The 13,087-nt window shown below is 63.8% G+C and carries 12 protein-coding genes; all 12 read right to left on the reverse strand.

Features of this window, described 5'->3' with window-relative positions; genetic code table 11:
* Nucleotides 1-201: 201 nt before the first annotated feature.
* The 12 genes from BW995_RS07920 to BW995_RS07975 all read right to left on the reverse strand — a co-directional run bounded on the left by BW995_RS07920 (nucleotide 202) and on the right by BW995_RS07975 (nucleotide 12,902).
* Nucleotides 202-1,356: an iron-containing alcohol dehydrogenase gene (locus BW995_RS07920; RefSeq protein ID WP_076399681.1), complete on the reverse strand. Its 1,155-nt coding sequence runs from the start codon at nucleotides 1,354-1,356 to the stop codon at nucleotides 202-204.
* A 105-nt stretch (nucleotides 1,357-1,461) separates the two neighbouring features.
* Complete coding sequence (locus BW995_RS07925; protein ID WP_076399682.1) at nucleotides 1,462-1,911, reverse strand: acyl-CoA thioesterase; 450 nt, start codon at nucleotides 1,909-1,911, stop codon at nucleotides 1,462-1,464.
* A 14-nt stretch (nucleotides 1,912-1,925) separates the two neighbouring features.
* Nucleotides 1,926-3,083 carry an iron-containing alcohol dehydrogenase gene (locus BW995_RS07930; protein ID WP_076399683.1) on the reverse strand — a complete coding sequence of 386 codons (1,158 nt, stop codon included), beginning with the start codon at nucleotides 3,081-3,083 and terminating at the stop codon, nucleotides 1,926-1,928.
* Between the two features lie 48 nt (nucleotides 3,084-3,131).
* The gene (locus BW995_RS07935; RefSeq protein ID WP_076399684.1) at nucleotides 3,132-3,776 is read right to left on the reverse strand and encodes an ATP-binding cassette domain-containing protein; all 645 of its coding nucleotides are present in this window, start codon (nucleotides 3,774-3,776) and stop codon (nucleotides 3,132-3,134) included.
* Complete coding sequence (locus tag BW995_RS07940; protein WP_076399685.1) at nucleotides 3,773-4,561, reverse strand: ABC transporter ATP-binding protein; 789 nt, start codon at nucleotides 4,559-4,561, stop codon at nucleotides 3,773-3,775. The genes BW995_RS07935 and BW995_RS07940 overlap by 4 nt, the downstream gene beginning before the upstream one ends.
* The gene (locus BW995_RS07945) at nucleotides 4,558-5,496 is read right to left on the reverse strand and encodes a branched-chain amino acid ABC transporter permease (RefSeq protein ID WP_076399686.1); all 939 of its coding nucleotides are present in this window, start codon (nucleotides 5,494-5,496) and stop codon (nucleotides 4,558-4,560) included. Before BW995_RS07945 ends, BW995_RS07940 begins: the two co-directional genes overlap by 4 nt.
* A 2-nt stretch (nucleotides 5,497-5,498) precedes the next feature.
* Nucleotides 5,499-6,398, reverse strand: coding sequence for a branched-chain amino acid ABC transporter permease (locus BW995_RS07950; RefSeq protein WP_076399687.1), 900 nt, complete (start codon nucleotides 6,396-6,398; stop codon nucleotides 5,499-5,501).
* Nucleotides 6,399-6,603: 205 nt separating this feature from the next.
* Nucleotides 6,604-7,938, reverse strand: coding sequence for an ABC transporter substrate-binding protein (locus BW995_RS07955; RefSeq protein WP_175617025.1), 1,335 nt, complete (start codon nucleotides 7,936-7,938; stop codon nucleotides 6,604-6,606).
* A gap of 110 nt (nucleotides 7,939-8,048) precedes the next feature.
* The gene (locus BW995_RS07960) at nucleotides 8,049-9,380 is read right to left on the reverse strand and encodes an ABC transporter substrate-binding protein (protein WP_076399688.1); all 1,332 of its coding nucleotides are present in this window, start codon (nucleotides 9,378-9,380) and stop codon (nucleotides 8,049-8,051) included.
* Nucleotides 9,381-9,673: 293 nt separating this feature from the next.
* A complete protein-coding gene (locus BW995_RS07965) occupies nucleotides 9,674-10,696 on the reverse strand; it encodes a hypothetical protein (RefSeq protein ID WP_076399689.1) in 1,023 nt (340 codons plus the stop codon).
* Between the two features lie 2 nt (nucleotides 10,697-10,698).
* Nucleotides 10,699-12,555, reverse strand: coding sequence for a carbamoyltransferase family protein (locus BW995_RS07970; protein WP_076399690.1), 1,857 nt, complete (start codon nucleotides 12,553-12,555; stop codon nucleotides 10,699-10,701).
* Between the two features lie 26 nt (nucleotides 12,556-12,581).
* Nucleotides 12,582-12,902, reverse strand: coding sequence for a hypothetical protein (locus BW995_RS07975; RefSeq protein ID WP_139332827.1), 321 nt, complete (start codon nucleotides 12,900-12,902; stop codon nucleotides 12,582-12,584).
* Nucleotides 12,903-13,087 lie beyond the last annotated feature (185 nt).

A 13,087-nucleotide genomic window follows, 5' to 3' on the forward strand; every position in this document is an offset into this window, starting at 1 on the left:
CATGGAGCGCTGCTCCATACCTCGCCGGGGCCTTCAGGCCCCGGACCCCGTTGATTTGAAATAAAAGAAAAAATGGGGGACCGGGGGCATTGGCCCCCGGATGGGCATGGGCGATAGCCCATCATTACGCCGCTCCTCCCGTTCAGGATGCTTTTCGGCAAATGCGTCGTCGCGGGCCATGCCCGCTCGGGATTTGCCCCCCTAAAACACCCCCTCATAGACTGCGACAATATCGGCGCGGGTCATGTCGCGCGGATTGCAGGCGATCAGGCGGCGGATGCCGACATCGACCTCTTCGGCCATCGACGGGATGGCATCAGCGGGGACGCCGAGGGCGCTCATGCGGCGTTCGAGGCCGCTGTCGGCCACCAGTTCTTCGATGGCAACCACCAGCGCCTCGGCAGCGGCGGCGGTGGAGCCGAAGCGTTGGCCGGGGAGCATCACCCGTGCCAGCTCGGCATACAGCGGGGCGGCGACCGGCAGGTTGAAGCGCATGATCGGAGCCATCACGATGGCGTTGCTGTGGCCGTGCGGCACGTGATAGCGGGCGCCGAGCGGGTAGGCCAGCGCGTGGATGGCGGCCACCGAAGCGTTGACAAAGGCCATCCCGGCCATCAGCGAGCCTTGCAGCATGGCGGTGCGGGCGGGAAGGTTGCTGCCATCGGTCATCGCCGTGCGCAGGTTTTGCCCCATCAGCGCCAGTGCCTTGGCGGCCAGTCCGTCGGCAATCGGGTTTTTGCCGGTGCGGCTGGTGTAGGCTTCGATGGCGTGAACCATCGCGTCCAGCCCGGTGGCGGCGGTGATCTTTGGCGGCAGACCGGTGGTCAACAGCGGGTCGAGCAGGGCGACATCGGGCAACAGTTGCGGGGCGTAGATGGCTTTCTTGCGGCCCTGATCATCGGTGACCACCGACACCCAGGTGACTTCCGAGCCGGTTCCGGCGGTGGTCGGCACCTGCACCAGCGGCACGCGCTGGCCGGTGGCGAGGTTGGTGCCGTACATCTGCTCCAGCGGTTGATCGCTGTTGAGCATCAGCGCCACCAGCTTGGCGGTATCGAGCGAGCTGCCACCGCCCAGCCCGACCACGCCATCGGCCTGCACGGCGCGGGCGGCATCGGCGGCGGCGTGGACCATCGCCACCGGCGGATCGGCGGCGACATCGCTGAACACGGCGGCGGTGATACCGGCGCTGGCCAGCGACTGACAGGCCTGTTCGGCAAAGCCAAGGGCGACGATGCCTGGATCACAGATGATCATCACCCGCCGGGCATTCAGCCTGTGCAGGATCTCGCCCAGTTTCGACAGGCCTCCGGCCTGACAGAGAATGCGGGGAGTGGAGCGGAAGGTCAGGGACATGACGGGCTTCCTTATTGATTTCAAATTCAAGGAAAAAAGGGGGGGCGGTAGCCTGCTGTGTGTACCTGTTGAGCCAGACAAGACTACCGACGCGGTCCGCCATCCTCAGGCGTCAGACGGGATGACCAGCGGTTCCAGCGCGGCGCGCAGGGCGTCGGGCAGCGGGACCGGGCGGCGGCTGGTGCGGTCAACGTAGACATGGATGAAATGCCCGGCGGCGGCCGGGGTTGGATCATCGTTGCGGAACAGGCCGATTTCATAGCGCACGCTGGACCGGCCCAGCCGGGTGACCCGGATACCGGCATCAACGCGGTCAGGAAAACAGACCGGCGCGAAGTAATCGCAGGCGGTGGCGACCACCAGCCCGATCACCGGACTGTGTTCGATGTCCAGCGCGCCCTGTTCGATCAGATAGCGGTTCACCGCCGTGTCGAAGTAGCTGTAATAGACCACGTTGTTGACGTGGCCATAGACGTCGTTGTCCATCCAGCGGGTGGGAATGATCTGGAAGGTGCGATAGGCATCGCGGCCCTGTTGGGCGGGGGTGTCGGCCATGGCGAAAGGCTCCGTTACAGGATGGCGCGATAGATCGCCAGCGCGTCGGCCTCGCTGACCTCACGCGGGTTGTTGACCAGCAGGCGCTGCTGCTTCATGGCGTCTTCGGCCAACCGGGGCAGGTCGGCTTCGGTAACACCCACCTCGCGCAGGGTGTGGGCGAACGGCATGCGGGCGACCATCGCCGACAGGAAGGCAATGAAGGCATCGGCGGCCTCGCTGTCGGAGGCAAAGGTCTGATCGGGCAGGACGGCGGCGGCCAGCTCGGCATACAGCGGTTCGGCGGCGGGTTTGTTGAAGGCCAGCACCGGGCACAGCACCAGCGCATTGCTCAGGCCATGCGGCACATGGAAATGGCCGCCCAGCGGATAGGCCAGCGCGTGGACCGCGCCCACCGGGGCATTGGCAAAGGCCATCCCGGCCAGCAGCGAGCCTTGCAGCATGGCGGCGCGGGCGGCCAGATTGCCGCCGTCGTCAATCACCGTGTCCATGTTGGCGGTCAGCAACTCAAGGGCCTTGGTCGCCAGCCCGTCCGAGACCGGATTCTTGCGGATGCGGCTGGTGTAGGCTTCGATGGCGTGGACCATCGCATCAATGCCGGTGGCGGCGGTGACGGCGGGCGGCAGGCCGGTGGTCAGGCTGGCATCCAGCACCGCAATGTCGGGATAGAGCAGCGGTGACACCACGCCCTTTTTCTCGTGGGTGGGGGTGGTGACAATCGAAATCGGGGTGACTTCCGAGCCGGTTCCGGCGGTGGTCGGCACCTGGATCAGCGGCAGGCGCGGGCCTTTGGCCAGCCCGACGCCATAAATGTCCGGCAACGACTGCGGACACCCGACCAGCAGGGCCACCAGCTTGGCGGTATCCATCGAGCTGCCACCGCCAAAGCCGATGATCAGGTCGGCTCCGGCCTGACGGGCGGCCTCGGCAGCCTGTTCGATCACCTGCTGCGGGGGATCGGCCTGCACGTCGGTGAACACCGTCACCGCCTGCCCGGCGCTGGCAAACCCGGCCAGCGTATCGGCCAGCAGTCCGGCCTTTTCCAGACCGGGGTCGGTGATCAGCAGAGTATGGGTGGCCCCCAGTTCGGCGCACAGGCTGGCGAGCGAGGCGGCGGCGCCGGTCTGGCAGAGGATGCGCGGGGTGGTTTCAAAGGTGAAATCGAGGCTCATGGTGCAAAATCCCTGAATCAGCGAAAGAACGGGGGCGACAGGCAGGCGTCAGGCCGCCGTCACCGCGCCGCGTTCGATGCGGTAAACCCGATCCACCAGATCGGAGGAATGGGTGTCGTCGGATTCCGACAACAGGATGCGCAGGCCTTCGCCGCGCAGCTCGGCAATCACTTCGGTCAGGCGGCGCGACAGCACCGGGGCGACCCCTTCAAACGGCTCGTCGAGCAACAGCATCTGGCGGGCAGGCATCAGCGCCCGCCCCAGAGCCACCAGCTTTTGCTGGCCGCCCGACAGTTGCAGGGCGCGGCGGTCGCGGAACTGGGCGATTTCCGGCATCAGCGAATAAATCCACTGCAACCGCTGGGCGGCGTCGCGCAGGCCGTTGGCCCAGGCGGGCAGCAGGATGTTTTCCTCCACGGTCAGGCTGGGGATCAGGCGGCGGTCTTCGGGCAGATAGCTGATCCCCAGCGCCGCCCGCTGGTGGCTTTTGGCGGTGTGCAGCGGTGCGCCGTCAAACAGCATTTCGCCGTCAATCGGCAACAGGCCCATGATGCTGCGGATCAGGGTGGTCTTGCCCGCGCCGTTGTGGCCGATCAGGCCGACCATGCAGCCTGCCGGAATGTCGAGCGACACATCGCGCAGGATCGGAATGCCTTCGATGGCGACGTTGAGGGTACGGATCGACAGGCTCATGCGGAGGCTCCCTTTCTGGCGCTGTGGCCGTCGGCGGCGTGGCCGGTGACCAGCTCGCGCACTTTGGCATCGGCCAGCACATGGTCCGGCGTGCCGTCGGCGATGATCTCGCCGCTGTAAAAGGCCAGAATGCGCGACACGTAGCGGCGGACGACGTCCATGTCGTGTTCGACGAACAGCACGGTGGTGCCGTGGTGGCGGACGGCGGCCATCACCGTATCCATCAGGGCATTCTTTTCATCGACGCTGACCCCGCTGGTCGGTTCGTCGAGCAGCAGCATTTTCGGTTCGCCAATCAGCGCCATGGCGATGTCAACCAGCTTGCGCGCGCCCTGCGGGACGGCGGTCACGCGGGCATCGCGGAAGGCGGTCAGGCGGAATTCTTCCAGGATGGCATCGGCGCGGGCTTCGCGGGCGCGGGTGCGCAGCGGGCGGAAAAAGCTCGGGCGCGGGCTTTCGGCGGCGGCCAGCGCAATGATCAGGTTGTCGAGCACGCTCAGTTCGGGGAACAACTGCGCCACCTGAAACGAGCGGGCCAGACCCATGCGGGTGATGGCGCGCGGGACGGTGCCGACAATGCTTTTGCCGTTGAACAGGATTTCCCCCGAGGATGGTTCCAGATAGCCGGTCACCATGTTGATGAAGGTGGTCTTGCCTGCTCCGTTCGAGCCGATCACCCCGACCACTTCACCGGGGGCAATGGTCACATGCAGGTCCTTGGCGGCGGTCACCGCGCCAAAGGTTTTGCACAGGCCGCGGGTTTCCAGAATGATGCTGGCGCTCATGAGTGCGCTCCTTCCTTTTTCCGGCTGAACAGGCTCCACAGGCCCTTGGGCAGGAACACGATGATCACCAGCAGGGTGATCCCCAGAATCATCTGCCAGCCGTTGGGCACCAGCTCGATGGCATAGGTGCGGACCAGTGCGAATACCAGTGCGGCGAGGAACGGTGCGAACACGCTGCCGGTGCCGCCCAGAATGGCGATGAACACGAACTCGCCCGAGGTGGTCCAGTAGGCCATTTCCGGGTCAACGTGACCGGCGGCCAGCGCGGTCAGGCCACCCCCGAGCGCCGAGACCACCGCCGCCACCACATAGTTGGCGTACAGGATCCAGCGCGGCGACAGGCCGAGGTATTCGACGCGGACTTCGTTTTCGCGCGTTGCTTCGCACACCACGCCGACGCCCGAGCGGGTGTAGCGGTGCAGGAAGAACGCCACCACCGCCGCACAGGCCAGCGTCAGGTAGAAAATGGTCATCGTCGGATTGCTGGCCGGGCCGCTGAACAGGCCCCAGCTGTGGACGTTGAAGCCGTCGGTGCTGCCCAGCGCCTGACCCTTGACCAGCACGCCATAGAGGATCATCGAAAAGGCCAGCGACAGCATGGCAAAGAAAATTTCGCGGTAGCGGGTCAGCAGCAGGCCCAGCACCATCGCCAGCACGGCGGCGGCGGCCACCCCCAGCACCAGCAACAGCACCGCGCTGGAAACGCCGAGGAACTGGCCGCCCATGCCGACGGCATAGCCGCCGACGCAATAGAACAGGCCCTGACCAAACGACACCATCCCGGCGCGCATCTGCATCACCACGCCCTGCACCACCAGCCCTTTGGCAAGGGCCACGGTCAGCAGGAAAATCAGCCAGCCGGGAGCCAGCAGACCACTGATAGCCAATGCCACGCCGACGCCCAGCAGGGCGATTTCAGTTTTGTCGAAACGCATCTTCAGATCTTTCGTGCCAGGGTTCGGCCAAACAGCCCTTGCGGACGAACTGCCAGCACCAGCGACATCACGCCGTAAATGACGAACAGTTCAAATTCAGGGGCGTAGTGAACGGCGGCAGCGCGGCACAGGCCGACCAGCAAGGCCCCGGCGGCGGCACCTTCGATGCTGCCCAGCCCGCCGACCACCACCACCGCAAAGGCCAGCACGATCACTTCGACGCCGATGCCGGGCACTACCGAAATCGCCGGAGCGGTCAGCGCTCCGGCCAGCGTGCCGAGGGTGGCGCCGACCAGAAAGGTGATGGTGAACATTTTGGCGACGTTGACCCCCATCGCCGAGGCGACTTCGCGGTCGTGGATCACCGCCCGCAGGATCTTGCCCAGCGTGGTGCGCTCCAGCCAGGCATACAGCGCACCGCCGACCACGATCGCCACCCCGATCAGCATCAGGTCGTAGGTGGACATCTTGAGGCCCATCATCGACACCCGCCCCAGCGCGGTATAGGGCTGATAGGCGAAATACGGGCTGACACCCCAGACGATTTTCATCACGTCTTCGAGGATCAGCAGCAGGGCATAGGTGATGATCACCATCAGGATTTCATCGCGACCGTACATGTAGCGCAGCAGGCCGCGTTCAATGATCGTCCCGACCACCAGCCCGGCGGCCAGCGCGCAGACAATCAGCAACAGGAAGCTGACCCATGCATTGCCGCTGCCATCGGCGAAATACCAGCCGATCATCGACGCGGCGGAATAAGCGCCGATGGCATAAAAGCTGCCGTGGGCCATGTTCAGGATCCGCATCACGCCATAGATGACGGTCAGACCCGCGGCGACCAGAAACAGCCACGAGGCATAAATGGCGCCATCAATAAAAACGGCGAAGAGACTTTGCATAAGTCCGCCCCCATGCAGGCAGGACGCACCGGGTCAATGACAGCGGTGCTGTGCGCACCACTGCCCTGCGGGGTCCTGAAGGGTGAAAGGAAACAGTCATCAGAGGGAGGTTCGGTCCCTCTGATGACGAGTCAGGGGTTAGAGCAAATCCCGAGCAGATGGATACATCTGCGACGACGTATTTGCCTGGATAACAAGAAATGCTCTAGTTACACTTGGCACCGGGGAAGTCAGCCTTGATCCACTCGTCAGAGGTGGTGCCGTCCGGCGGGGTCACGCAATCGCCCGAGAAGGTCTTGACGTTGCGCAGGGTGCCCTTTTCGGCCTTGCTGTCGTAGACATATTCGCCGTAGCCGATTTCCTGCACGTTCTGGTGCCCGTTGGCGCGGGCCATGGTGGCGGTGCCGGACACCGACGGGAAGGTGGCGCCCGCAAAAGCCTTGGCAATCGCATCCGACGCCGGGACGCTGCCGGGCTTGGCTCCGGCCTTTTCGGCGGCGTACTTCAGGCCCAGAATGGCGTGCGCCATCTTGGTGGCCGGATAGGTCGGGGCCATGGTGAAGGCACCGCTGTAGGTGGTCTTGAACCAGGTGTTCAGCTCGTTTTCCGGCGCAAAGGCCCCGAACGGGCCACGGGCACCGATGATCATGCCGTTGGGGGCCTGATCCTTGTAGCGGTCAATGGCGGACTCGCCGCAGGTCAGCAGGGCGATGGCGTCATCGAGCAGACCACGGGCATTGGCTTGCAGGACAAAGGCTTCCATGTCGCCACCCCAGAAGCTGGAATGGACCACCTGCGGGCGGGCCACCGACAGGGCCGAGATTTCCGCGCCATACTGGCCCTGGAACACCTTGGGGAACTGTTCCTGCACCATCTGGGTCTTCGGCATCACCTGCTTCAGGCTCTGGGTGAAGTCGTTCCAGCTGTCCTGGCCCCAGGCATAGTTCTGCTGGATACCGGCAATGCGGGTGACGTCGGGGTGGGTGGCGGCGAGGTAGCGCACCGCGCCGATGTTGTCCACCGCCGCATCCAGACCGGTGCGGAAGACGTACTGCGGGTTTTTGTTGTCAACGAACAGGCGCGAGGTACCGCAGTCATAGAACACGGTCAGGGTCTTCAGCTCTTCGGCCACCGGGGCAATCGCCAGACAGTCGCCCGACGAGATGTAACCGACCACCGCATCGACCTTCTGGCGCTCGACCAGATTGCGGAATTCTTCCACCTGCTTGGTGGCACCACCGGCTTCGTCGATCAGCACCGGCTCGATTTCAACGCCGTTGATGCCGATGGTGTTGTAGGGGGCGGGCAGCTTGCCGGCGTTCAGCGCATCAACCACCACCTTGGCGGCGTTGGCTGACGGCACCCCGAACGGACCGGCTGCCGGGCCGGACAGGAAGGTGACGATCCCCAGACGGAACTTGCCGTTTTCAGCAGCCTGTGCGGTTCCGGCGGCCAGCGCCGAGGCGGTGATGGCCAGCGCGGCAACGCCAGCGGACAGACGGCGGGCAAAGGTGGTTGCGTGTGTGGAAACAGTCTTCACGTCGGTTCTCCCTTGTGCAAATCCCGTTCGGGGGATGACCCCGTTCCGGGGAGTTTGCTTTTTATGAACAACAGGTTGACAGGTGGACCGTGACCACACGGGCCGTGTGGTCAGGGGGTAGGATAGTCGTTGAAGGTGGGCGAGCCGCGCACCGCCGCCCGGCGGCGGTCGATCAGCTCACGGGGCGGGCGCAGGCTCTCGGCGTCATAGACCCGGATGTTGCCGAGCATCACCTTCGCCGGAGGAAAATCGTGGTTGGGCACCGGGGTGCCGATGGCCTGCGCCTGCACCATCTGATGGGTGTCGGGGTCGATGTGCGAGGTGTAGCCGTCGGGGTCTTCGGGCAGGGCGATCTGCAACTGCTCAAAGGCAGCGATCACCTGCTCGTTGGAGGCATCAACACCGGCTTTGGTCAGCACGCGGGCAATGGCCATGATGCCGGAATAGGCTCCCTCGGCGGCGTAGGTCGGATAGCGGCCGGTCTGGGCGTGGAAGCGTTCGACAAAGCGGCGGTTATAGCCACTCTGCGGCCAGGTGTTGTGATGGCGGGCCGACAGGATCAGGCCGGGCGGCGGGGTGTCGCCCAGCGCCACCAGCACGTCATAATTGGCACCGGTGTCAAAGTTGGCCACCCGCATGTGGGGGAACAGGTTGGCGGCCTTGGCCTGTTTGATGAACTCGATGAAGTCGCCACCCCACAGGGCGGTGATCACGATGTCGGGTTTGGCCTCTTTCAGGGCCTCGATATAGGCCGAATAGTCCGGCTCGTAGAGCTTGGGCCAGAATTCCCCGACCACTTCATAGGGCTCGCCCAGCCCGTCCAGCGCTGCCAGAAAGTCATCGCGCGAGACGTGGCCATAGTCATAGTCGGGGTTCAGGAAGGCGATTTTCTGCCACGGCTGTTCGGCGCGGATGTCGCGCAGGTAACGGGCTCCGGCGGCGTTGGAAATCCAGCTGTCGTTGCTGACGCGGAAGTAATAGGGGTGTTTGCCTTCGATGGTCATCCGCGATGAGGCATGGTCGGTGCCGACCATGATGATCTGGCGGCGGCGGGCCAGATCGCTGAGCGCGCTGGCAACGCCGGAACTGACTTCGCCGCACAGGAAGCGCACATGATCATCGTTGATGTAGCCTTCGGCGATGCGCAGGGCGTAGGAGGCCTTTGAGAGGGCATCATCGACCAGCACGCCGAGCCGGGGAACCGGCAGGCCGACGGCGGCTTCCTGATCCAGATCGGCCAGCGCCAGACGGATGCCCTCGACGGAATCAAGGCCATAGATTGCCGCGCGTCCGGTCATTGGGTAGACGCAGCCGACCATCGCATCCGCGCTGGCGGCCGACGCACCCAGCACAACACGCTCGGCCTGGGCACGCAGGGGCGCACCGGCAAGGCAGGCGGTCGCGAGGGCCGTCGCAATGACGGTTCGGGACAGGGGCAGCATGACATTTCCTCCGGGTGGGTGATTGCTTCACCCGTTCTCCTTCGCTGCCCGGAGAATGGCAAGTGTCATGCCAACTGGCGGAAATCCGCCGTAAAAGAAGGGAGGTTATGGCTGATATTGCTTTAACATATGGATAAGACAGGGAATTTAATGGCGGAAAGTCGCCGCCTATCCTGTTGTGTGCATTGCGGAAATTGATGCTGCGCTGCCGAAGTCGAGCGGGACGGGCGAGCGGAAACCGCTCTGGCGCGCGCGGCGGAGCGAGCGGTTTCCGCTCGCTCCGCTCCGATCCTTCACCACTGACGGGCCTTGATGACATCGGCAATGCCCGCCGCGAGGATGCGGTTGCCGTTGCCGGACAGGTGACCACCCTTGTCCAGCATGTACGGCTGATCGGCTGGCAGGACGCGCGACAGGTCAACGAGTTCGGGAGCGTTCAGCGCCTGGAGTTTTTCAAACAGGCGGGCATAGACGCTTTCCATCATCTGCCGGTGCTGTGGGGTGGTCACCTCGGCGGCCAGATTGCTGGTGTTCAGGCCGGAAACCCACGGATAGGGAGGGATGACGAGCAGGAACGGGGTCTTTTGTCGTCGCCCGTACTCGATGGCCGACTGGACTTGGTACACGGCGTGGGCCACCGCCTGTTCGGCACCGTTTTCGCTTTGGCAGTGATAGACGGTTTCGCCTTTCTTGCTGCGGAAGGTGTCGTACAGATAGCCGAAAATGGTGCTGCGCTTTTCGTCCTGCTGGTCCTGCTGCATGAAGCAGTCGCGCGACAGGGAGATCATGCCGTCCACAATCACCACAAAATCCGGCTTGCTGGCTTGCTGCGTCAGTTCCTGCCAGCGCATGACGGTTTCGGGCAGGCTCTTGTTCAGGCCGCTGTAGTTCTCGATCCGCACGTCCTGCAGGGCGTGTTCCAGATGGGCCGACAGGGTTTGTTCGTCCCGGATATTGAAGCCGAACGCCTGCGACGAGCCGAGGACATAGCCGGTGGCGCGTGGCGAGACTGGTGGAGGGGTACCGTTCGACCGCATCCCGTTGGCGTTGATATGCAGGCCGGGGGCCTCAAAGGTGGTCAGGACCCGCCCCAGACTCGGCAGGTAGCGGTATGGCAGGACCCGCATCCTGATCACATCCTCCACCGAGCCGGGGGCGGCGGTAACCGGCGGCGGCGGAATATTCCGCACCAGCCACAGCTTGGCGGCAGCAATCGGTGGATAGACCAGATCGAGGAAGCCACCGATCAGGCACAGGACGACAAAGCCCTGCAGCAGGCGAGTGAGCAGGCGGGCAATGAGGGAGGGGCGGCGCATGGTCAGTCAGCCTCGACAGACAGGTGATAGTCGGACAACAGGGCGGGGGGCTGGTCGCTTTTCTTCAGGACGCAGTTGCCGATCACCAGCCGGTCCATGCCGGTGCCGAGGAAACAGCGGACGGCATCCTGCGGGGTACAGACGATCGGTTCACCACGGACGTTGAAACTGGTGTTGATCAGCATCGGGCAGCCGGTCTGCTGCTTGAACGCCTGCAACAGGGCGTGATAGCGCGGATTGTCCCGGGCGCTGACGGTCTGCACACGGGCAGAAAAATCCATGTGGGTGACGGCAGGAATGTCCGAGCGGCGGGTGTGCTGGTGATCCAGCCCGCGCTGTTCCGCTGCCTGTGCGGGCGAGAGACAGCGATGGGCGTCGGCGACGGTGGTGACGAACAGCATGTAGGGCGAGGTGGCCTGATGCATGTCGAACCAGTCGGCGGCATCTTCCTGCAGGACCGAGGGGGCAAACGGGCGGAAGCTTTCGCGGAACTTGATCTTCAGGTTCAGCGTCTTTTGCATCTCGCTGCTGCGCGGGTCGGCGAGAATGGAGCGGTTGCCGAGCGCGCGCGGGCCGAATTCCATCCGCCCCTGAAACCAGCCGACCACCTCGCCTGCAGCCAGCGCAGCGGCGGTATCGTTCAGCAGGGCGGTGTCATCAACGACGCTGTAGGAAACGCCAAGAGTGCGCAGGGCGTCTTCGGTTTGCGCGTCGGAGAAGGACGGGCCGAGGGTGCTGCCGCGCATGGCATCGGGGACGACGACAGAACGCGGCTGTTTGGCGTGCAGGTGATGGGCGGCAAGGGCTGCCCCCAGTGCTCCGCCTGCATCGCCCGCGGCGGGCTGGACCCAGATGTTTTCAAAGGCGCCATCGGCGGCCAGCTTGCCATTGGCGACACAGTTCAGCGCCACCCCCCCGGCCAGGCACAGGTTTTTCTGGCCGGTTTCCCGCGCCAGCGCGCGGGTCAGGCGCAGCAGCACGGTCTCTGTGACCTGCTGGATCGAGGCTGCCAGATCGGTATGGAACGGCTCGATGGGCGATTCCGGCAGGCGCGGCGGGCGACCGAACAGCGCATGAAAGCGGGCGTTGGTCATCCGCAGGCCGGTGCAATAATTGAAATAGCGCATATCAAGGCGGAAGGTGCCGTCGTCCTTGATGTCGATCAGGTGGCGCAGGATGGTATCGGCAAAGCGCGGCTCGCCATAGGGGGCGAGGCCCATCAGCTTGTATTCGCCGGAATTGACCTTGAACCCGGCATAGGTGGTAAAGGCCGAATACAGCAACCCGAGGGAATGGGGAAAGGGGATTTCGCGGATGATCTGCAGGTCAGATCCCCGCCCCAGCGCCACGCTGGTGGTGCTCCATTCCCCCACACCGTCGAGGACCAGCACCAGCGCCTCGTCAAAGGGCGACGGGTAAAAGGCCGAGGCGGCATGGCTGAGGTGGTGCGAGGAAAACAGCAGCTTGTCCCGCTGCCCCAGTGATGGCGCGATCTTTTTCAGTTCTTTGGTCAGCAACGACCGCTGAAACAGTTTCTCCTTCGCCCAGATCGGCAGGCCGGTGCGAAAGGTTGCGAACCCTTGCGGTGCAAAGGACAGGTAGGTTTCCAGAATGCGCTCAAACTTGACGAACGGCTTGTCATAAAAGACGACGTGATCAATCGCCGGGTCCAGTTCCCCCTGTGCGTCGATCCGGCAGCCAGCAGCCTCCAGACAGGCCCGCACGGCGGCATGGGGAAAGCACTCATCGTGCTTTTTGCGGCTGAACCGCTCTTCCTGGGCGGCGGCAACAATCACCCCGTCGTCGATCAGGGCGGCGGCGCTGTCATGGTAATAGGCAGAAATTCCGAGGATGCGCATCGATTGGACCAGTACCTGAGCAGGCGTCAATAGGGGCGGGTAAAGTCGGTCGGCTGGGGGGGCTGGTGCCGGGTCCAGTACGAGTCTGCCGCTGGATCAAAGGTCCGGGTGACCGGATTGTGTCCACACAGACGCACAAACCAGGCGCCGGGGGTAAAAATCAGGAAATACAGTACAAGCAAGGCGAGCGTGCTGACGCAGGTGTGCATCACCGTGCCAAAGGCCTGCCACAGCCGGTTGAGCGGTCCCAGCAAGGACGGGCGGAGCAGGACGATGGCGGCCAGGATGGCGATCGGAAACAGCAGTAGCCAGCGGGGCGGAACCCCGGAAATTAACGGAAGTAGCATCATTCCGGATAAAATGAAAAGCCAGACCGTTCCAAAAATCTTGTCAGACATTCTGTTCTCGTTTTGCGTGTGGTAAGTAGTAAGGTCGCCAGATGGATAACGATACTATTACGCTTTTTGAGCAAAATATCGTCAGTTGTTCAACGGAAAGATGGTGATGTGGACGAGTGACAGAATATTAAGGG

Origin of the sequence: Insolitispirillum peregrinum (genome assembly GCF_900156605.1) — a bacterium.
Lineage (GTDB): Bacteria > Pseudomonadota > Alphaproteobacteria > Rhodospirillales > Rhodospirillaceae > Insolitispirillum > Insolitispirillum peregrinum.